The organism is Terribacillus saccharophilus, from assembly GCF_002272745.1.
GTDB classification, from domain to species: domain Bacteria; phylum Bacillota; class Bacilli; order Bacillales; family Amphibacillaceae; genus Terribacillus; species Terribacillus saccharophilus_B.
Genome location: NZ_NPBD01000014.1, coordinates 34,233 through 54,293 on the forward strand (window position 1 = coordinate 34,233; position 20,061 = coordinate 54,293).

General features: G+C 43.2%; 20 protein-coding genes and 1 riboswitch. Of the genes, 17 read left to right on the plus strand and 3 right to left on the minus strand.

Going from position 1 to position 20,061, the window contains the following annotated elements; translation table 11 throughout:
- The first annotated feature begins 54 nt into the window (after positions 1-54).
- From CHH58_RS13810 to CHH58_RS13820, 3 genes are all read left to right on the plus strand, one after another.
- Complete coding sequence (locus CHH58_RS13810) at positions 55-897, plus strand: CAP domain-containing protein (protein WP_095233377.1); 843 nt, start codon at positions 55-57, stop codon at positions 895-897.
- 71 nt (positions 898-968) lie between these two features.
- The gene (locus CHH58_RS13815) at positions 969-1,340 is read left to right on the plus strand and encodes a DnaJ family domain-containing protein (RefSeq protein WP_095230678.1); all 372 of its coding nucleotides are present in this window, start codon (positions 969-971) and stop codon (positions 1,338-1,340) included.
- A gap of 12 nt (positions 1,341-1,352) precedes the next feature.
- A riboswitch (SAM riboswitch) is annotated at positions 1,353-1,453 on the plus strand.
- Between the two features lie 79 nt (positions 1,454-1,532).
- Entirely contained in the window at positions 1,533-2,897 is a 1,365-nt protein-coding gene (locus CHH58_RS13820; protein WP_095262695.1) for an LLM class flavin-dependent oxidoreductase, read from the plus strand.
- Between the two features lie 17 nt (positions 2,898-2,914).
- On the opposite strand, the gene CHH58_RS13825 is transcribed toward CHH58_RS13820, so the two are convergent.
- Positions 2,915-3,940, minus strand: a complete 1,026-nt coding sequence (locus CHH58_RS13825; RefSeq protein WP_170937636.1) for a S66 family peptidase — start codon at positions 3,938-3,940, stop codon at positions 2,915-2,917.
- A 124-nt stretch (positions 3,941-4,064) separates the two neighbouring features.
- On the opposite strand from CHH58_RS13825, the gene CHH58_RS13830 reads away from it, so the two are divergent.
- From CHH58_RS13830 to CHH58_RS13840, 3 genes are read left to right on the plus strand one after another with little or no spacing between them, the layout of a single operon-like run.
- A complete protein-coding gene (locus CHH58_RS13830; RefSeq protein WP_095234433.1) occupies positions 4,065-4,544 on the plus strand; it encodes a low molecular weight protein-tyrosine-phosphatase in 480 nt (159 codons plus the stop codon).
- Positions 4,544-4,891: a hypothetical protein gene (locus CHH58_RS13835; RefSeq protein ID WP_095230674.1), complete on the plus strand. Its 348-nt coding sequence runs from the start codon at positions 4,544-4,546 to the stop codon at positions 4,889-4,891. The genes CHH58_RS13830 and CHH58_RS13835 overlap by 1 nt, the downstream gene beginning before the upstream one ends.
- Positions 4,892-4,928: 37 nt before the next feature.
- The gene (locus CHH58_RS13840; protein ID WP_095230673.1) at positions 4,929-5,750 is read left to right on the plus strand and encodes a YihY/virulence factor BrkB family protein; all 822 of its coding nucleotides are present in this window, start codon (positions 4,929-4,931) and stop codon (positions 5,748-5,750) included.
- An 18-nt stretch (positions 5,751-5,768) separates the two neighbouring features.
- Here CHH58_RS13840 and CHH58_RS13845 read toward each other — a convergent pair whose 3' ends face one another.
- Positions 5,769-7,604, minus strand: a complete 1,836-nt coding sequence (locus CHH58_RS13845) for a heavy metal translocating P-type ATPase (RefSeq protein ID WP_095230672.1) — start codon at positions 7,602-7,604, stop codon at positions 5,769-5,771.
- A gap of 241 nt (positions 7,605-7,845) precedes the next feature.
- Here CHH58_RS13845 and CHH58_RS13850 point away from each other — a divergent pair, with 241 nt between their 5' ends.
- The 3 genes from CHH58_RS13850 to CHH58_RS13860 are packed head-to-tail and all read left to right on the plus strand — an operon-like array spanning position 7,846 to position 10,321.
- The gene (locus CHH58_RS13850; RefSeq protein WP_095233382.1) at positions 7,846-8,727 is read left to right on the plus strand and encodes a transporter substrate-binding domain-containing protein; all 882 of its coding nucleotides are present in this window, start codon (positions 7,846-7,848) and stop codon (positions 8,725-8,727) included.
- A gap of 23 nt (positions 8,728-8,750) precedes the next feature.
- Positions 8,751-9,635, plus strand: a complete 885-nt coding sequence (locus CHH58_RS13855) for a transporter substrate-binding domain-containing protein (protein WP_095233383.1) — start codon at positions 8,751-8,753, stop codon at positions 9,633-9,635.
- The gene (locus CHH58_RS13860; protein WP_095230669.1) at positions 9,632-10,321 is read left to right on the plus strand and encodes an amino acid ABC transporter permease; all 690 of its coding nucleotides are present in this window, start codon (positions 9,632-9,634) and stop codon (positions 10,319-10,321) included. Before CHH58_RS13855 ends, CHH58_RS13860 begins: the two co-directional genes overlap by 4 nt.
- 29 nt (positions 10,322-10,350) lie before the next feature.
- Here the strand turns inward: CHH58_RS13860 and CHH58_RS13865 are convergent, their stop codons facing one another.
- Positions 10,351-11,526 carry an MFS transporter gene (locus CHH58_RS13865; RefSeq protein ID WP_095233384.1) on the minus strand — a complete coding sequence of 392 codons (1,176 nt, stop codon included), beginning with the start codon at positions 11,524-11,526 and terminating at the stop codon, positions 10,351-10,353.
- Positions 11,527-11,660: 134 nt separating this feature from the next.
- Between CHH58_RS13865 and CHH58_RS13870 the strand changes: the two genes are divergently transcribed.
- The 8 genes from CHH58_RS13870 to CHH58_RS13900 all read left to right on the plus strand — a co-directional run bounded on the left by CHH58_RS13870 (position 11,661) and on the right by CHH58_RS13900 (position 20,054).
- Complete coding sequence (locus CHH58_RS13870; protein ID WP_430980843.1) at positions 11,661-12,065, plus strand: OsmC family protein; 405 nt, start codon at positions 11,661-11,663, stop codon at positions 12,063-12,065.
- Between the two features lie 64 nt (positions 12,066-12,129).
- A complete protein-coding gene (locus CHH58_RS13875; protein ID WP_095218716.1) occupies positions 12,130-12,924 on the plus strand; it encodes a YfkD famly protein in 795 nt (264 codons plus the stop codon).
- A gap of 54 nt (positions 12,925-12,978) precedes the next feature.
- Positions 12,979-13,125 carry an SE1561 family protein gene (locus tag CHH58_RS18475; protein WP_164072015.1) on the plus strand — a complete coding sequence of 49 codons (147 nt, stop codon included), beginning with the start codon at positions 12,979-12,981 and terminating at the stop codon, positions 13,123-13,125.
- Positions 13,126-13,214: 89 nt separating this feature from the next.
- Positions 13,215-14,006 (plus strand): delta-lactam-biosynthetic de-N-acetylase, encoded by a 792-nt coding sequence (gene pdaA, locus CHH58_RS13880; protein WP_095230666.1) that lies wholly within the window; start codon positions 13,215-13,217, stop codon positions 14,004-14,006.
- Between the two features lie 218 nt (positions 14,007-14,224).
- Complete coding sequence (locus CHH58_RS13885) at positions 14,225-15,112, plus strand: LysR family transcriptional regulator (RefSeq protein WP_170937637.1); 888 nt, start codon at positions 14,225-14,227, stop codon at positions 15,110-15,112.
- Between the two features lie 13 nt (positions 15,113-15,125).
- A complete protein-coding gene (locus tag CHH58_RS13890) occupies positions 15,126-15,998 on the plus strand; it encodes a DNA-3-methyladenine glycosylase family protein (protein WP_095262698.1) in 873 nt (290 codons plus the stop codon).
- Positions 15,999-16,109: 111 nt separating this feature from the next.
- Positions 16,110-17,690 carry an acyl-CoA synthetase MbcS gene (gene mbcS, locus CHH58_RS13895; RefSeq protein ID WP_095230663.1) on the plus strand — a complete coding sequence of 527 codons (1,581 nt, stop codon included), beginning with the start codon at positions 16,110-16,112 and terminating at the stop codon, positions 17,688-17,690.
- A 222-nt stretch (positions 17,691-17,912) separates the two neighbouring features.
- Positions 17,913-20,054, plus strand: coding sequence for an ATP-dependent Clp protease ATP-binding subunit (locus CHH58_RS13900; protein WP_095234425.1), 2,142 nt, complete (start codon positions 17,913-17,915; stop codon positions 20,052-20,054).
- The last annotated feature ends 7 nt before the right edge of the window (positions 20,055-20,061 follow it).

Sequence of the window (20,061 nt, forward strand, 5' to 3'; positions counted from 1 at the left end):
CCCATGCTATGATGTTGCTGCATCAAAAACAGATATCTCGAAAGGAGCAACATCATGTTTAAGAAAGTATTAGTAACAACACTATCTACAGCTATCCTAGCAGGTGGCGCTTTGGCAGGAACAGCAAATGCAAATGCTGCACCAGCTCAACCAACTAAAGAAGAAGCTCAAGTGCACGTAGCACAAGTAGTGAAAAGCGGATCTTTCTCTTCTATCGAAGATTTGAATAAATGGGTGAATGAATATCTATCAGCTTATAACATTCACATTAATACTGATAGCTTGCTAGCGAAGTACAATGTACAGCAGCCAGCTCAACAGGAGAAAGCACAGACTCAAGCACCTAAGCAAGAGGAAGCGAAAGCACCTGCTTCTAATAAAGAAGAGCAAAAAGCTGCTCCGAAAAAAGAAGAAAAAGCTGATGAGCAAGCAACTGAACAAAAAGCTCAAGCTCCAGCACAAAAACAAGAAACTGCTTCTGATAACAAGCAAACAGAAGAAAAACAAGCTACTGAAGGCCTAAGTGCATTCGAACAGCAAGTAGTGGACTTGACTAACAAAGAGCGTGAAAAAGCTGGTCTTAAAGCTTTGAAAGCTGATACTGAACTAAGCAAAGTAGCTCGTGCGAAATCCAAAGATATGGCTGACAATGGTTACTTCGATCACAACAGCCCAACTTACGGTTCTCCGTTCGATATGATGAAATCTTTCGGTATTTCTTATAAAACTGCAGGTGAAAACATCGCTCAAGGACAAAAGACTCCAGAAGAAGTCGTTAAAGCGTGGATGAACAGCCAAGGTCACCGTGAGAATATCCTTAACCCTGATTACACTAATATCGGTGTAGGTTATGTAGAAAACGGTAACTACTGGACACAGCAATTTATTGGTAAATAATTCAGATTATTGTATAATGAAAAGCAACCGATTATAATCGGTTGCTTTTCTTGTATGTAGGGAGTGATTATATGGATCTGATTTCGCTGCTTGCAGAAGAACGAATCAAGCAGGCTGAAGCCAATGGAGAGTTCCGTAACCTTCCAGGAGCAGGAAAACCTTTGGAGCTTGAGGATCTATCCGGTGTACCGGAGGATATGCGGATGAGCTACAAAATTCTCAAGAATGCTGGGTATATTCCGCCTGAAATGGAGCTTCAAAAAGAGATTGTAGCACTTCGCGATTTACTTCACGTTTGTACGAACGATACTGAGCGGGCGGCTTATCGGAAGCGGATCAGCGAGAAAGAGATTCAATACGAAGCACTGCTTCAGAAGCTTAAGCAAAGTTCGACAGGCACCCTCAGTCAATATCGAGAACAAATCGAACATAAACTAACATAACTAAATAGCATTTTCTTATCACGAGAGGTGGAGGGACTGGCCCTTTGAAGCCTCGGCAGCAGGCAGTAATGTACTGTGCCAATTCCAGCAGACGATAGTCTGGCAGATAAGAGGAGCATTTTACCTTGGATAAGGAGCCTCTTCTGTAAAACAGAAGGGGCTTTTTTTACATAATTAGAGGAGTGGAGAACAATGACAAAACAAATTATTCTGCAAGCATTTGATATGACAGCCGCCAACCATAACGCCCATGGCTTATGGAAGCATCCGGAGAACAGAAGACATCGGGAATATAAGTCGCTGGATTACTGGATCGAGCTTGCGCACCTTTTAGAAAAAGGAAAGTTTGATGCGGTGTTCTTTGCTGATGTGCTTGGTGTTTATGACGTATATGGTGGGGATGAAAAGGCTGCTTTGCGTGACGGAGTGCAAGTACCGCTTAATGATCCATCCTTCGCTATCCCAGCCATGGCAGCGGTGACGAAGCATTTGTCCTTCGCTGTCACAGTCAGTACATCTTATGAACAGCCATTTCATAATGCTCGTAAATTTTCGACGCTTGATCACCTGACAAATGGGCGTGTTGCTTGGAATATCGTTACATCCTATTTACCGAATGCTGCCCAGAATTTTGGGCTGGAGAAGATGGTCAAGCATGATGAGCGTTACAGAATAGCTGATGAATTCCTGGAGGTTTCTTATAAGCTGCTAGAGGATAGCTGGGAAGAAGATGCTGTTATCTCAGATCCGGAAACAGGGGTTCTAGTGGATCCGGAAAAGGTTCACCGCATAAAACATAAGGGTACATATTTCTCAGTAGAAGGGCCGCATGTGAGTGAGCCATCTCCGCAGCGTACACCTGTGCTTTACCAAGCAGGTACTTCGGAAAAAGGCAGGGATTTTGCAGCAAGACATGCTGAATGTGTTTTTGTCGGCGGACCTACACCAGAAAAAATCAACTACTACATCGAGGATATTAAAGCGAGGGCGGAGGCGTATGGCAGAAGCCGCGAAGAAATTAAGGCGTTTACTTTCCTGTATGTCGTCGTGGCTGAAACAGAGGAGAAAGCTCTCGCAAAATATAATGAAATCAAGCATTACTGGAGCGCAGATGCTGCCAAGGCCCAATATGGCGGCTCTACTGGTTATAATTTGGCTTCTTATGAAAATGAAGAAGAGCTGTTCACGTACAAGCACACAGAACAAGGTCAATCGAGAGCTGCTTATCTGACAAAGGATGCTGCCAAGCCATTTACAGTCAAAGAGATACAGGAAAAATTCAGCCAACCTGCTGAAATGGATATCATTACCGGCAGTCCTGAGCAAGTTGCGGACAAAATTGAGGATTTCTTTGTGCGAAGCGGAGTAGATGGCTTCAATCTGACACATTACATTACACCAAAAGATCTGCATGACTTTGTGGAATTTGTTGTACCTATCTTGCAGGAGCGAGGATTATATAAAAAGGATTATGCAGAAGGAACGTTCAGGGAGAAATTATACGGGCACCCGCATCTAGCTGCGGCACACCCGGCAAAACAAGGAAAGAGGAGCTGAGCGTCAGCTCCTCTTTTCTATTCCAGATAAGTTAGAGTCCCCTTGCCATCTTTAAATGATGCAGTTGCTAGTGCACCATTAATCATTGTGAACTGCGGCGGCATATGCCCGATATCAGCATCAAAGATAATAGGCAGGCCAATTTCTTCTGCAAATTCATGTATCATCTGTACGTCATCGTAATCCTCAGATGGCTCACTTCGAGAGGGCCTGCCGAATAGTAAACCACTTGCTCCTTCAAACCAGCCGTGCTCCTTCAGATGCCACAGGTTCCGATAGGTTTCCGCGGTACACCAATCCAACCATTCCAAGTAGACGATTGTGTCCTCTTCAAAAGATTCTCGCCACTTTTTAATTGGGGCATACTTCGTTCCGGCTATGGTCGTCAATGTATTCAGACAGCCGCCAATTAAGCGACCAGTAAAGGATACAGCTTCACTTGTCGTGGATTTCCATTCCGTATTGCTGTCCAAATCGAAGCCCACAGGATTTTCTAGTTCAAAAAGCGCGTCCCATGAAGATTGATACATAGGGGAGGAGTGCTGAACAACGTGATTGCGGGATGGTGCTGATAATATTTTATGCCATTGCTTTGTCGTTTCATCGAGTGCTTCTATATTCAAATCAAAGAAATTAGTCGCATGGGCAGATGCAATATTCGTCTGGAGTGTATAGCTGCATAGAAGTGTGCTTGAGTCAGAATAACCAATCAGCCATGTTGGCTTGCTCTTGGATATCTTGTCCCAATCCAGCTTAGGCAATACTTGTACAAGCAGTTCTCCGCCCCATGGCGGCATGATGGCATCAATTGCAGGATCAGTCAGATAAGCCATCAGCTCGTTTGCTCTAGTTTCAGCGGAGCTGCTTCTAGCTGCTTGCTGTGTCCAGACGGTTTCTCCGATGATTACGTGTGCACAGAGCATTTCCAGCTGACTTTTAGCTTTATGTATTTTGTAATGCAAAGGAGCAGGAACTCCGCTGGATGGAGCAGTAATTGCGAAGGTGGAGTTAAGAGTTAAGGCGCTTGGATAAATGGTCGACACTACTATCACCCTTTCCTTTTCCATATTATAGCATGGACACTGTCGTTTGAACCGCTGTTCTATGGGGAATGGAATACCAGACATTCGCACATTTTCACATTTATAAAACGAGGGAGTTGAGTGAATGATAAATGTGTTGTTTATTTCTTTGGGCAATATCTGCCGCTCGCCGATGGCTGAGGCGATTTTCCGCAAACGGATAGAGGAAGCAGGTCTATCTGGACTTGTTACCGTTGACTCAGCTGGTATCGGTCACTGGCATGAAGGAAAGGAAATGCATCCTTCTGCTCGTGAGCTTCTCGGACAAAAGGGCATTTCAATAATTAACCATCAGGCAAAGCAAATCCAGGCAGAGCACTTGGAAGCATACGATTACATCATTGTGATGGATCAGCTTAATTTGCAGGATATATCTGCTATAGCCCCTGCTCATACGTCGCGTTATCAGCTTTTCTCAGATCTTATTTCAGAGCGTGCTGGAGAGGATATCGAGGATCCGTTCTTTACTGATAATTTTGAAGCTGTGCATGAGATGCTCGAGGCTGGGTGTGTGGAATTGTGCGAGACAATAAAACAACAGACACAATGGAAGGAGCCGGTTTGATGAAAAGTAAATTCACGTTAGGTTTAACGATTGGTGCTACAGTCGGCGGCTTGATTTCTTTATGTGATGCACAGACTAGGGAGCATGTACGCGGCAACTTGATGCGTGCAGGTTCTGAAGCAGTGTTCTACCTTCGCAATCCAGGTGTTTTCGTGAATGATGTTAAAACATCCTACGCTCGAGTTGCGACCAGTGTATCCACTTCAGCTGATAAAGGCTTGAGAGGGCTGGAGGAAGTCCAGCACGCACTGCAGAAGGTGAGTAAGCTCGACGATCAGATCGAACTGCCGGCCGGACAGCGTCCGAAACAATTGGCAAGCGGTGGTAATACAGTAGCAGCCAGATAAAGAAAAGGCGGCTTTAGAGAGAGAAGGAGGAGAAACCATGGGGAGCTTTTTAAAACAGCTTGGGCAGCGAATCGGTAATGATGAAGTGACTGGTTTGTCTGCCCAGCTGGCTTATTTTTTATTGCTATCACTATTTCCATTTATCATTTTTCTTGTATCCTTGATCGCATTCTTACCGGTCAGCCAACAAGATATCATGAATACATTATCAACATTCGCACCTGAATCGACCATGGATTTGCTGGAAGAAAATATAACGGGTCTAGTCAATGAGCGGAACGGCGGTCTATTGTCCATTGGTATCTTAGCAACACTCTGGTCTGCATCAAATGGTGTCAATGCCATCATCCGTGCTTTGAATAAGGCATATGACGTCAATGAAGATAGATCCTTCATCGTAGCCAGAGGAGTAGCTGTGATACTGACAATCGCTATGGTACTCGTCATCGCGGTAGCATTCTTGCTGCCGATCTTCGGTAAATCGATCGGTATTTATATCTTTTCCTTTTTAGGACTGGATGAAGGTTTCCTGACAGTATGGAGTGCTTTGCGCTGGGTGATTTCTTTTGTAATATTCTTTATCGTACTACTTGCATTGTATGTACTGGCGCCAAGTAAGAAAATCTCAATCAAAGAATCGATGGTCGGTGCAGCCTTTGCGGCGATTGGCTGGATGATTGCTTCCCTGTTATTCTCCTTTTATGTTGATAACTTTGGCAATTATTCCGCGACATATGGATCTCTTGGGGCAGTCATTGTCCTTATGATCTGGTTCTATCTTTCTGGCATCATCATCATCACTGGCGGTGAGATTAATGCCATGCTGGATGAGCGGAAGAAAGCAAAAACGGCTTCCTAATAAGGGGAGCCGTTTTTTTTATCTTAAAAGTCTGAGTCCATTCAATATGACAAGGATTGTACTGCCTTCGTGCCCGACCACGCCGAGTGGTAAACCGAGATATTGACTGATATTAGCCAGTATGAGCAATAAAATGACGGAGACGGAGAAGATGATATTTTGTTTGATAATCCTCCGCATGCGTTTTGAAAGCTTGATGGCATCGGCTAGTTTACCTAAATCATTTTTAATTAGGACCATATCAGCTGTCTCCAGTGCAGCGTCGGTTCCATTGCCCATGGCAATTCCAACTTGAGCAGTAGCAAGGGCAGGGGCATCATTGATCCCATCGCCAACCATGGCTATCGTTCCGTAGCGATTTTCCAGCTCTTTGATTTCTGCAACCTTTTCATCAGGCAGGCAGTTGGCGCGATACATTGTCATACCTGCTTCTTTGGCAATGGCTTTTGCAGTCTGGTCGTTATCACCTGTAAGCATGATAGTGGAAATGCCGAGCTTGGATAAGGAACGGATAGCTGCTTTTGCCTCCGGTCTTATCGTATCCTGCAGAGCAAATACACCAGCTAATCCGTGTTCGTTCTCGATATAAACAAGGGATTTACCGGCAGCGGCCAATTCATTAGCTTGATCGGTTAATTCTTGGTCAACTGGATTCTGCATATAAGAAATTTTTCCGATCCGCCATTTCTGTCCCTGCCATATCCCATGCATTCCTTGCCCAGCAGTATCAGTTACTTGCTCCGCTTGCTTGATACTATCAGCATTTGCATAAGCTGCAACAGCTTTGGCTAAAGGATGTGAGGACTGAGATTGTATAGCATAAGCTGCTTTCAGCACAAGGGATGCTTCAGCAGTTTTGCTGACAAGGAAATCTGTTACAGATGGCTTCCCAACTGTTAAACTGCCTGTTTTATCGAATGCTACAGCTTTTACTTGTCCGAGTGTTTCCAGATGCGAACCACCTTTGACTAAAATCCCGTTTCTTGCTCCTTTCGAGATAGCTGATAAGGTCGCTGGCATGACAGATGCTACCAGTGCGCATGGAGACGCGACGACAAGTAGGATCATGGCACGGTAAAAGGACTCGGTAAATGACCAATTTGTTATAAATGGAGGTACGAGGATGACGAGCAGAACTAGCAGCAGAACAGTTTTGACATAGGGACCTTCGAATCGATCTATAAAATGCTGTGCGGGTGATTTTTGTTCCTGAGCCGTTTGCACCATCTTTATGATTCGTTGGAACAATGTTTCATCTGAGGGCTTTGTGACACGTATTTCCAATACTGCACTGCTATTAACGGTGCTGGCGAAAACTTCATGTCCTTCTGTTTTTGTTACTGGTATACCTTCTCCAGTAATGGCACTTTCGTCAATGCTCGTCGTTCCTTTTAAAATGATTCCATCAGCCGGAATACGTTGCCCAGGCAACACGAGTATACAGTCGTCGACTTGAAGCTGATCGATAGAAATTCTCTCTTTCCCACCAGCGAATAATCTGGTCGCTTCATCTGGCTGAAGGGTTAGCAATGCACGTAATTCCTGACTGCTTCTATTCTCCGTATAAGTTTCTAAAGCACCAGAAAGTGCGAAAATGAAGATAAGCAAGGCACCTTCCAGCCAATGGCCGATAAAGCTTGCCCCTATAGCGGCGAAAATCATCAGCATCTCCACATTAAGCTTCCGTTCCGTAATGGTTTCTGTAATTCCTTCCTTCGCTTTAAAGAATCCTCCGATGAGATATGCTGCAGTATAAAGAAAAGGTGCAGCTTCTGTTCCGTCTAAAGTGAAATAGGTGATGAGAATAAGGGCACCACTAACTAATGCAGCAATCAGTTCTAAATGTTTTTTCATATGTTTATACCCTCCCTATAAATATATATGTAGCTTGTTTATAATTATTATAATTTAATAGTAATTTTACTATATTCTATAGCTAGATTAAAATCAATATAAAAAAGAAATAAATTTTATATAGATATATAACAGTTTGAAATTAAAAGTGAAACAGTTCAGAAAAATATTGAAATAGTGGAGATTACCTGTTATCTTTTAGGATATATGAAAATAAAACAAGGGGAGAGTGTGTGAATTCGTGGGGAAAAGATTAGGTATTATATGTAGCTTATTTGTAATTGTGCTTCTTCTGGGAGCTTGTGGAACTAATGGTGACAGCAACTCTGAAAGCGCTGGCAATGATAAGACGTGGGAAAAGATTCAGGAGTCAGGTAAACTCGTAGTTGGTACATCTGGTACATTATTTGCAGCTTCTTATTATCCTGATGGTTCTGATGAGCTTTCGGGATATGACGTGGAAGTAATTAGGGAAATTGCTAAGCGTCTGGATTTGGAAGTGGAATTTAAGACTTCCGACTTCAATAACATGCTTGCTTCTGTACAAAACGGCAGAATTGATGTAGCAGCAAATGATATTGAGATTACCGATGAAAGAAAAGAGCAATTCGCTTTCTCAGAGCCGTATAAGTATTCCTATACATCCATGATCGTACGGAAAGATGATTTGTCTGGTATTCACAGCTTGACGGATTTAAAAGGAAAACGTGCTGGAGGAGAAGCTTCAACAAATCACAGTAAGATTGCAGAGCAGCTTGGTGCAGAGGTTGTGACATATAGCAATGCAACAAATGATGTGTACTTACGTGATGTGGATAACGGACGGACAGACCTAATCATTAATGACTTTTATTTGCAGTCTTTGGCATTGCAGGCTTTTCCTGATTTCAACATCATGATTCACCCTGATTTCAAATTTGACCAAATAGAACAAGGTGCGATTCTTTCTAAGGATGCTCCAGAGCTTAAAAAACAAATGGACAAGGCTCTTAACGAAATGCGGGAAGATGGTACATTGTCTAAGTTATCAGAGGAATTCTATGGCGGAGCGGATGTTTCACAGAAGCCAGAGGAAGAATTGCCAACAGTAGATGAATTGCTGGAACAAGAAGCTAATAAGTGATTCGAAAAAGGAGAAACATTATAATGAAGAAACGATTACTTGTATTTTGCAGCTTGCTGGCTGTCCTTGTTTTAAGTGCTTGCGGTTCTTCTGATAATGATAGTGCTGAGCAAGCATCGGAAGATAAAGTTTGGGAAGCTATTCAAGACTCCGGGAAAATCACGGTTGGTACGTCTGGAACTTTGTATCCGGCAAGCTATTACCCGGAAGGTTCGAATGACATTACTGGATATGATGTAGAGGTAATTAAAGAAATCGCGAAACGTCTGGATTTGGATGTGGAATTCAAGACTTCTGATTTTAATAACATGCTTGCTTCGGTCCAAAACGGACGAGTTGATCTTGCGGCCAATGATATTGGTGTGACGGATGAGCGGATGGAAAAATTCGCGTATAGTGAACCGTACAAGTATTCCTACACAACAATGATTGTTCGTAAAGATGACCTTTCCGGCATCAATTCATTAGAGGACCTGAAAGGTAAAAAGGCTGGCGGTGAGGCAACAACTGGCTATAGTGAAATTGCTAAGGAATTAGGTGCTGATGTAGTTGCGTATGGTAATACAACAAATGATGTTTATTTACGTGATGTCGATAATGGACGTACAGATTTGATCATCAATGATTATTATCTTCAAACTCTGGCACTGCAAGCATTCTCGGACTTCAATATAACTATCCATCCTGATTTTAAATTTGATGAAACAGCCAACGCTGCCATCATGCCGAAGGATGCAACAGAATTAAAGAAACAAGTGGACAAGGTTCTGAGTGAAATGAAGGAAGACGGTACATTGACGAAGCTTTCAGAGGAATTCTTCGGTGGGGCGGACGTTTCAAAGCAGCCGGATGAGGATATTCCGACAATAGATGAAGTATTGGAACAGCAGCAGGAAGAAGAGAAATGATACCATTTGAGCTGGTGGATATCGGCAAATTCTTTGATGCAGAATTAGCATGGAAGAACCTTCCGTTCATACTCGAAGGACTGCCAATGACGATAGCAGTTGCTTTCGCTGGTATGGCTATGGGACTGATCCTTGGTTTTTTCTTGGCGATCGGCCGCAGTTCCAGATTCTTTCTCCTTCGATGGCCTGCGCGGTTTTATATTTCCTTTATGCGCGGGACGCCGATATTGGTATTTTTGTTCATTCTTTATCAAGGATTGCCTGTCGTACAAATCAGGCTGGATGCTTTCACCTGTGCTGTTCTCGCTTTCGGGTTGAATAGTGCTGCTTATATTGCCGAGGTAAACAGAGGGGCGCTAAACAGTATTGCCTATGGTCAATGGGAGTCTTCCTATGCACTTGGTCTTAACTACTGGCAGACATTGACTCGGGTCATTGTCCCGCAAGCAGCACGAGTAGCGATGCCGCCGCTTACAAATGTATTCCTTGATTTGGTGAAAGCGACGAGTCTGGCAGCGGTAATTACGGTGCCAGAAATGTTCCAGAAGGCGCAGATTGTAGCTGGCCGTACCTTTGATTCCATGACAATGTACATTACGGTGGCGCTCGTGTATTGGCCGCTTTGTATCATCATTTCTTATTTCCAGGAACGTTTGGAGAAGCGATTCTCCCGATATATCAATTAAAAGGGATGTGCCCAGCGGGCGCATCCCTTTTACTGTTCGGCTACAACAGCGCGTTTGGTAAAAATCGCGTGAACAAGCAGTGTTGTGAAGATACCCGCGAAAATGACCGTCATAATGAAGAAGAAACTAAGATCTGGCATTTTCTCAATAAATACCCCACTGATATAAGGTCCGCCTAGACTCCCAATACTAAAGAATATACTGCAAAGCAAATTGCCTGTCGGCAGCAAATGCCTTGGAGTCAGATCTGTCATATAGCTTATGCCAAGCGAGAAGGTGGAACCTAAAGACATGCCGGCTGCAAATAAACATATGAACAGGGCTATATAATGCTGTTCTGTAAATGCAGCAGTCCCAAAAAAGACTGTCCCAAGAAGTATTACGGTCAAAAGTGTGTACTTACGACCAAACTTATCGCTGAGCATACCAAGCGGTATCTGAAAAACGATCCCGCCGATGGCGAACCCAGTAAGTAATATAGATACTTCCGATACACCTATGTCCTGACGTAGGCCGTAGATAGGAAAGCTTCCGTTCAAGGAAGATTCCAAGAAGCCATAGCCAAGCGGCGGCAGGAAAGCGACCCATGCATATTTCAAGGTCGAGCCGAACCGCTTCAGAAGTCCTTGCTGCTGTGCGGATTGCGTGTTTTCTTCTGTTGGAAACTCATTCCGCAGCTGGAAAAGAGTGAACCAGGCGATCAAGCAAAGAGCACCAGATAAAATGAATGGCAAAGATTCTGAAACTTTAACAAGTGAAGTCATAAGCGGACCGACAGCAAAGCCAATTCCAAAGAAAAGTCCATAAATCGAAATATTCCGACCTCGTACTTTTTCAGGTGATGATGATGTAATCCATGTCTGGGTGCCGAAATGAAGGGCATTGTCACCAATACCAATCAACAAACGCAGAACAAACCAGAACCAAAATGACTTCCACAATGGAAAAGCGAGAAGTGCTACGACGACGATTAGTCCGCCTGTCATAATGACTGGCCGATAACCGAATTTACGCAACGGAGCTTCCATGAATGGCGATACAAGTAAGATACCGATGTAGATGGCTACTGCGTTAAGACCATTCATAGATGAGGAAAGACCATCCTGTTCGAATATGATGGCAATCAGCGGAAGCAGCAGCCCTTGGCTGAAACCGGAGACTGCGACAATACTGACTAAAATCCAAAAACTGTACGCATTTCTCATATGTCTATTACCCCTGTATGTAAGATGATTTCCCAATCCTACTGTATAGTTTTTCCTGGTTTTGGTCAATCGGATGGATGGAGGTTAGAAAATCATCCAACAGGGAATATAATGCATAAAGAATTCGCAAGGAGATGAGGAAATTGAAGCTGACAATGAAGCAGCATGGATTCCGTATCGAACTACCACATCAAACTTTGGATATAGACGGAAATGAGCTATTCGGTATCCGGCCTTATCAGCTAATGGTTTCCTCGATAGCAGGCTGCAGTGCGTCTGTTTTTCGTAAAGTTATGGAGAAACAGAGGCTTGAGATTGATGATATGGAAGTGTCAGCAGAGGTAGAACGGGATGAAATGGCAGCAAACCGTATTTCTAAGATTACGTTGACTTTCGTTGTACGCGGTTTTCATCTGGACAAAGCGCAGTTGGAGAAGAACCTCCAGCTTGCACACAACAACTGTTCCATGGTGCAAACAGTCAAAGATAGCATCGAGATCGAAGAAAGATTGGAAGTAATTCATTTGAACCATTATTAAATGTATAGGATAGCCCCTTATTTCAGATACTAGAAAAAAATCTGAAAGGCAGGGGCTTTTCTTTATGAAATACGCTAGAATTCTCATAGCAATCATGGCACTGGCTTTACTGACTCTTCCTTTCTCCATAGCCGGGAAAGCGGAGAATGTACAGAAAAAGGATACGGAAATTCCAAATCACGTATTGAATATTTCTAAAGAAAATACTTATCCGAACTCAAACAAGGATCAAATTGTACTGGAACCTAGTGAGCTTGTCAGAGAACTAACGGAAGACAGTGCAATTGTCATCCAGAATCCAGAACTGATTCGCATATTAAATGAATCGACGCTGAAACCATCTCCACTCGCGATTGGGTACCGAGGGATGATTTATATGGGGCATTGGCCGCTCGAATACCAGTCTGCAGAAACAAATATCAACTGGCAATATCAAAAAGTGAATACGAACCAGCTGAGCAATGCAGGTGGAGAATCGGCGAAACAAATGAATTATGAACAGCAGGAAGAGCGCTACGTGAAGGGTGGGCTGACAGCTGAAATCGATAACCCTAGAGATATCAAGCTGATGATGCTGCAGCAGGCTCAGAAGAACACAAAGCTTCCGCTTTCCTTCCAAACAGTAATAGGAAAAGGTACGAATAAGGAAAATGCCTACGGTGTGCCTTTGAATAAATCAGGTATTCTTACTGCGTACGCACCGGCAGTTAATGAAAAGGGTACAATCACTTTTGGGGAAGTTTACCTGGAATTAAAAGGCTCAAGAAAGCAGATTGTTGTAAAAAATGTTACCAAACAGGGAATTGGAGCTTGGATTCCGATTCAAGATCATCTGTCTTTCACCTTCAACGTTCAATAACGAATAACACTGTGGTATACTGGAGCCAGATAATGCGGTAAAGGAGTTTTATCTTTGGCAACGAGTAAAGTGGATGACTTGAAGCAGCGTCTGTCTGCATTCATGGATTATTTGGATAGTATCGAACCGGAAGAGACTTCTTTAGAGGAAATCGATGAAATGCTTCGGATGCTCGATGAAATGGAAAATAAACTAAAATAAGACCGTGCTGCTGCACGGTCTTTTCTAATTTTTACACCGCATAGGAGAAGCTGATTTGGCACAATCTAGTTCTAAGGAGAGTGTGTCATATGCGATGGAAATCAATAATTCTGCTTTTTTGTCTGCTGCTGATCACACCATCGTTTGCATCTGCAGAAAGTCCTGTCAGCTATGGATGGGGATTTGTTAAGAGCAAGGATGGCAGTATACCCGAAGTCGGCAAATACGGCCAGCTTTTGAATGAATATCACAGCTATTATCTAGATGATTCTGGTGAGAAAACAGTATATATTACATTTGATAACGGCTATGAACAAGGCTATACAGGAGATATCCTGGATGTATTGAAGAAGCACGATGTGCCGGCTGCTTTCTTTATTACAGGTCACTATGTATCATCAGCACCTGATCTGGTAAAAAGGATGGTCGACGAAGGACATATTGTCGGTAATCACTCGTATCATCACCCAGATCTGACGAAGGTTTCTAAAGAAAAGATGCAGCAGGAGCTTGAGATGCTGGAGGATGCTGTGGCTGAATTGACGGATCAGGACGACATGCACTATTTGCGGGCACCCCGAGGTACCTTTAGTGCCCGTTCACTGAAATGGTCTGAAGATCTTGGCTATACAAATGTATTCTGGTCACTTGCCTATGCAGATTGGAAAACTGGCGAACAGAAAGGCTGGCAGTACGCATATGATCAAGTAATGGCCCAAATGCATCCAGGAGCAGTCGTCTTGCTGCATTCTGTATCCGAGGATAATGCCGTTGCATTGGAAAAACTGATTATTGAATTGAAGAAGCAAGGATATTCCTTCCGTACGCTGGATGACTTGGTTAAACAAGATATCCTCCCGAAAGCCATTACGCAATTTTAAGCTGATCCGAATAGGATCAGCTTTTTTATTTTGTTTGGATGATAGCGTGGACGATTTCCATGAAGTAGTCCTGCCATGTTTTTGGTGAATCCTTCATTGCATTCCCTCCTTTTACTTTTCCAATATTTATATAAAAAGTGTATACTGCACTTATACATAGGAAAAGCTGAATAATTTGATTATTATGATCGGAAAAAGCGATTTAGGGAGTGGCAGTATTGCACATCAACCATTTGAAGACTTTTACTGTGGCGGCTGAAACACTAAATTTCACTAAGACAGCTCAGATACTCGACTACGCTCAGTCGAGTGTTACTGCACAAATAAAAGCGCTAGAGAAGGAATATGGAGTGGACCTGTTCCAAAGGCTCGGAAAACGGATTTATTTAACGGAAGCAGGTACCCGAATGCAGACCTATGCCAAAAAAATACTGGCAATGCATGACGAAATGCGTGAAGAATTGGGACAAGGTATGGAGGAGCGAGGGACGCTATTAATTGGTGCCTGTGAGAGTCAATGCGTGTACCGTTTACCTGCACTGCTTCATTTTATTCGTGAACATTATCCGCAGATACAAGTCATTTTGAAACCTATTCCATCAAGTAAGACTTCGGAGAAGATGCTCCAGGATGGTACATTGGACTTGGCATTTATCATGGATCAGGAACAGTCGTACAATTTGCTGGAATCAGTCTCTCTTTTAAAAGAAAGTATTGTCTTGGTGGGATCTACGAGTCACCCTTTGACAGTGCAGCCATCAGCAGGTTTGGCAGAGGTAATGCAACATCCTTTGATTTTGACGGAGCAAGGCTGTGCTTATCGAACGGAATTGGAACAAGCATTAAAAGAGCAGAATTTGCATCCGGAAAATATCGTTGAATTCGGTAGTATTGAAGCAATCAAACAATGCGTAATGGCTGGTTTAGGTTTATCGTATTTGCCGCTCATGACAGTGGAAAAAGAGCTGCGAACAGGTGAATTGAGTTCTGTTCGATTAGATGTACAGATTCAACAGCCTACAACGAAACTGCTTTGGCATAAAAATAAGCGATTAACGAAAGTGATGAAGGATGTAATTGATTTTACGATAAAAAATGTGGGATAGGAGAGGCTAAGCAATGTGGGAAAAGCAGCTTAAAGGATCACATACATATGATTATCATTACTTGATGAAGAGATGGGGTATGGATCAGCTGAATGTTGCTGATGTAAAAGAGCATATAGTGAAGCTTCCTGTTGTATTAGGTGATGGTTCGCGGCATATCATCGTGCTTCAGTTCAGCGGAGAAATCACAGCGCCGTATATCAAAGTATCTTCTGCAGATTCTTCTAAACAGGAAGACATACTTTCCTGGGTGGAAAACTGGCTCCAATGGGATATTGATCTTGCCGGAGTAGCTGCTCATTTTGTTGGTTCGGATCTGGAGCGACTTTTTTATGCGCATGCAGGAACGCCTATTGTAAAGGATACTGACTTATACTACTGCTTGATGAAGACAATCATCCACCAGCAGCTGAATTTGAAGTTTGCGTACACATTGTCGAATCGGTTCGTAGAAGCGTTCGGAACAAAAGAGGATGATATTTGGTTTTATCCATCACCGGAGAACGTGGCTTCCCTGACGTATGATGACTTACGAAAGATGCAGTTTTCACAAAGAAAAGCTGAATATGTAATTGATACAAGTCGCCTTATTATAGAAGGAAAGCTGGATCTCACACAGCTTTTTGTACTATCTAATGAAGAAATAGCTGCAGAGCTGACGAAGATCAGGGGTCTTGGAAGCTGGTCTGCACAAAACTGGATGCTGTTCGGATTAGGGCGTGCTGACTTATTACCAGCTGCTGATATCGGGGTACAAAATGCACTAAAATTCTATGACAATCTCACTGAAAAGCCGACTCCTGCAGCAATACATGCTCGAGGGGAAAGATGGGCTCCTTACCGCAGTTATGCGACTATGGCGCTTTGGAGAAGTATTGAGACCTGATACTAATATCAAGTTTTATAATTTGGTAACAATTATTACTGGGAAGTCGCGCTTTCGTCTGCTATAATAAATGCATTAGTTAAAACAGGCAGCCATTTAGGAGGCGTAAGTATGGAAAGAAAAGATTTGATTGCACCAGAGCAATACAACATCGTTGATGAAATGGAGCGATTCGTTACAGATGAAGATCGTAAGGCGCTCATTTGGATGGACGAGGCGGGTAATAAGAAGGAAGTAACGTATAAAACGTTATTCCAGGATGTAAACCGCACAGGTAATGTTCTGAAAGAACTGGGCTTAAAAAAAGGAGATGCGATACTAGTAATGGTACCGCGTGTCGTTGAGGCGTATCACATTTATGCAGCAGCCTTGAAGCTCGGACTAGTGATCATTCCTGGCTCCGAAATGCTGAAGACGAAAGATTTACAATATCGTATCGATCATGGAAAAGTGAAGAGCATTATCAGTTATCATGCCTTTACTGCGCAATTCGATGATATTGAGAATCAAGATAGTTTAATCAAACTTGCAGTAGGTGGAACTGTCGATGGCTGGAAAGACCTCGGGAAGCTTAAAGAGGCAGCGTCAGCAGAACTAGAAACAGTAGAGACTTCTAGAGAAGATATTGCATTAATGTCCTATACGAGCGGTACGACAGGTAATCCTAAAGGTGTAGTCCACACACATGGCTGGGGATATGCACACTTACGGACAGCTGCAGAAAACTGGCTGTCTGCTTCCAAAGGAGATATCGTATGGGCAACAGCTGCACCAGGCTGGCAGAAATGGGTATGGAGTCCATTCCTTTCTGTTTTAGGAACTGGGGCAACAGGCTTTGTCTACATGGGACGATTCGATGCAAAAACTTACCTTTCTCTACTAGAGGATTACAAAATCAATGTACTTTGCTGTACACCGACGGAATATCGTCTGATGGCAAAAGTAACTGATCTTGGCAGCTACAACTTGAGTGCCCTGCATAGTGCGGTATCAGCAGGTGAACCATTGAACCGGGAAGTAATTGATGTCTTCCAGAAGCATTTCAACATTATTGTACGTGACGGCTATGGACAGACAGAGAGCACATTGCTGCTTGGTATTTTGAAAGGTATGGAACCAAGACCAGGTTCAATGGGTAAACCGACTCCAGGAAATGAAGTTGTTGTGATTGATGAGGACGGTAATCGTGTTAAAACAGGTGAAGTCGGTGACATCGCCTTGAAACTCGATAGTCCTGCATTGTTTAAAACATATTTCCGTGAACCTGAACGTCGTCAGCAAGCGGAACGCAACGGCTACTTTGTCACTGGTGACCAAGCTTCTATCGATGAAGATGGCTACTTCTGGTTCGAAGGCCGCAGTGATGATATTATCATCAGCTCTGGCTATACAATCGGACCATTCGAAGTGGAGGATGCTTTAGTAAAACATCCAGCTGTAGCAGAATGTGCAGTTGTAGCAAGCCCGGATGAAATCCGCGGTAATGTAGTTAAAGCATTCGTCATCCTGCGTGAAGGCGTAGATGAGAATGATCCAAACCTTGTGAAGGAATTGCAGACGCATGTGAAAAATACAACTGCACCTTACAAGTACCCGCGTAAAATAGAATTCGTCAAAGAATTACCGAAGACTTCTTCCGGTAAAATCAGACGAGTTGAACTGCGTAATCAAGAAAAACGAAATGCAAAGTAACTAGAAGCATCGCCTAATAAAGGCGGTGCTTTTTTTGTATTTCTTCCTTAATTATTAGCCTTAATATCTTTTCTAAAAAAAATATAAAAAATAAAAGCATAACACTTGAAAGTCAAAGAAGGTCAGACTATAATAAAGTCACAAGGTCAAAGATAGTCAAAGTCAAAACAAGACACTTGACCAAATAAACTTATTTAACCTATTGGGGAGGTAATTGTAATTATGAAATGCCAACATTGTGGTGAACGAGAAGCAAACGTGAACTTGTTAATGCAATTCAATAACCAAAAACAGCAATTACAGCTCTGCCATACTTGCTATACTGAAATGAAAAATATGTCTAAAAATCCTGCTGGTTTCGCTTCCAATGGCGGAACAATGGATGATTTCTTTAAGAATATGTTTGGTGGAGCACAATCCGGCTTCCAGGCTGGTGACAACCAACAAACACAAGCTGGCGGCAATGGCCGCGGACGCGGAGGATTACTTGATTCACTCGGTAAGAACCTGACAGATGGCGCGCGTGCTGGTCTAATCGATCCAGTCATCGGCCGTGAACAAGAGGTCAAACGTGTCATTGAGACGCTGAACCGACGCAATAAGAATAACCCAGTTTTAATCGGAGAGCCGGGGGTAGGTAAAACAGCAATTGCAGAGGGGCTAGCTCTACAGATTGTTGAAGGCAATGTACCTGTGAAGCTGCAAAATAAAGAAATTTACTTGCTTGATGTTGCTTCACTTGTTGCGAACACTGGTGTGCGCGGTCAATTCGAGGAAAAGATGAAACAGCTTATTTCAGAATTGCAGCAGCGTAAAAATGTCATTCTGTTCGTAGATGAGATTCATCTATTAGTCGGCGCTGGTACCGCCGAAGGTTCCCAAATGGATGCAGGTAATATCCTAAAACCAGCATTGGCTCGAGGTGAGCTGCAGCTGATTGGTGCAACAACCTTGAAAGAGTATCGTCAAATCGAAAAAGATGCAGCGCTTGAACGTCGTTTCCAGCCGGTCATCGTAAAAGAACCGACAGCAGAACAGGCATTGGATATCTTAAAAGGATTGCAAGAGAGATACGAAGCGTATCATCAAGTCTCTTACACAGAAGATGCCGTCAAAGCGAGCGTGAGCTTGTCTCAACGTTACATTCAGGACCGTTTCTTACCGGATAAGGCGATTGATTTGCTCGATGAAGCTGGATCCCGTATCAATCTGCTTACGGTAACGACCGATGAAGATGCGATTCAAACACGTCTTGCCCAGATTGCGAAAGAGAAGGAAGAGGCTGCAGGGCGCGAGGATTATGAACGTGCTGCGTATCTTCGTCAGGAAGAAATTCAGTTGGAACAAAAGCTCGAAGAACCAAAAAACGAAGACAAAGCCGAAGTGACGGTTGAGGTCATTCAGCAGATTGTGGAAGAAAAAACAGGTATCCCTGTGACAAAAATCCAGTCTGAAGAACAGAACAAAATGAAAAACTTAGCTGCTAACCTGTCCAGCAAAGTTATCGGACAACAGCAGGCGGTTGATCGGGTTGCCAAAGCAATCCGCCGCAGCCGAGCTGGATTGAAATCCAAACAGCGCCCAATCGGTTCCTTCCTATTCGTCGGTCCGACTGGTGTTGGTAAGACAGAACTTACCCGTGCATTGGCTGAAGAGATGTTCGGCACACGCGAATCCTTCATCCGTCTGGATATGAGTGAGTACATGGAACGTCATTCTGTTGCGAAGCTGATCGGTTCTCCTCCAGGATACGTTGGACATGAAGAAGCAGGTCAGCTAACAGAGCGTGTTCGCCGTAATCCTTATACGATTGTTCTATTGGATGAAATCGAGAAGGCACACCCGGATGTACAGCATATGTTCCTGCAAATCATGGAAGACGGTCACTTGACTGATAGCCAAGGCCGTAAAGTAAGCTTTAAAGAGACCGTCATTATCATGACAAGTAACGCTGGAACAGGAGATAAACAGATTTCTGTCGGCTTTACGAATTCCAGCAATGAAGCTGTATCTGTTATTGAAAAGCTAGGTGCTTACTTCAAACCAGAATTCCTGAACCGTTTCGACTCTATCATCAGCTTCGAGGCGTTGAAAGAGGAAGATTTGGTGCAAATCGTCGAGCTTATGCTAACTGATTTGACGAAGAACATGGAAGAAGAAGGCTACCAGCTTGAAGTGACAGAAGCTGCGAAACACTTCCTTGCGCAAAAAGGTTATGATCCTCGATTTGGTGCACGTCCATTGCGCCGAGTCATCCAGGACCAAGTAGAGGATAAGATTACTGATTATATTCTTGAAGAAGAGAATGTAAGCAGTATGGTAGTAAATTTGGTTGATGAACAAATTACTGTAGTAAGTAAATAATAGAAAA

Bases quoted from the DNA above. Each gene is read 5' to 3' on its own strand.
- CHH58_RS13820 (WP_095262695.1), top strand. From the start codon at position 1,533: ATGACAAAACAAATTATTCTGCAAGCATTTGATATGACAGCCGCCAAC.
- CHH58_RS13900 (WP_095234425.1), top strand. From the start codon at position 17,913: ATGAAATGCCAACATTGTGGTGAACGAGAAGCAAACGTGAACTTGTTA.
- CHH58_RS13865 (WP_095233384.1), bottom strand. From the start codon at position 11,526: ATGAGAAATGCGTACAGTTTTTGGATTTTAGTCAGTATTGTCGCAGTC.
- CHH58_RS13810 (WP_095233377.1), top strand. From the start codon at position 55: ATGTTTAAGAAAGTATTAGTAACAACACTATCTACAGCTATCCTAGCA.
- CHH58_RS13890 (WP_095262698.1), top strand. From the start codon at position 15,126: ATGTGGGAAAAGCAGCTTAAAGGATCACATACATATGATTATCATTAC.
- CHH58_RS13870 (WP_430980843.1), top strand. From the start codon at position 11,661: ATGAGGAAATTGAAGCTGACAATGAAGCAGCATGGATTCCGTATCGAA.
- CHH58_RS13815 (WP_095230678.1), top strand. From the start codon at position 969: ATGGATCTGATTTCGCTGCTTGCAGAAGAACGAATCAAGCAGGCTGAA.
- mbcS (WP_095230663.1), top strand. From the start codon at position 16,110: ATGGAAAGAAAAGATTTGATTGCACCAGAGCAATACAACATCGTTGAT.
- CHH58_RS13835 (WP_095230674.1), top strand. From the start codon at position 4,544: ATGAAAAGTAAATTCACGTTAGGTTTAACGATTGGTGCTACAGTCGGC.
- CHH58_RS13840 (WP_095230673.1), top strand. From the start codon at position 4,929: ATGGGGAGCTTTTTAAAACAGCTTGGGCAGCGAATCGGTAATGATGAA.
- CHH58_RS13845 (WP_095230672.1), bottom strand. From the start codon at position 7,604: ATGAAAAAACATTTAGAACTGATTGCTGCATTAGTTAGTGGTGCCCTT.
- pdaA (WP_095230666.1), top strand. From the start codon at position 13,215: ATGCGATGGAAATCAATAATTCTGCTTTTTTGTCTGCTGCTGATCACA.
- CHH58_RS13860 (WP_095230669.1), top strand. From the start codon at position 9,632: ATGATACCATTTGAGCTGGTGGATATCGGCAAATTCTTTGATGCAGAA.
- CHH58_RS13875 (WP_095218716.1), top strand. From the start codon at position 12,130: ATGAAATACGCTAGAATTCTCATAGCAATCATGGCACTGGCTTTACTG.
- CHH58_RS13855 (WP_095233383.1), top strand. From the start codon at position 8,751: ATGAAGAAACGATTACTTGTATTTTGCAGCTTGCTGGCTGTCCTTGTT.
- CHH58_RS13830 (WP_095234433.1), top strand. From the start codon at position 4,065: ATGATAAATGTGTTGTTTATTTCTTTGGGCAATATCTGCCGCTCGCCG.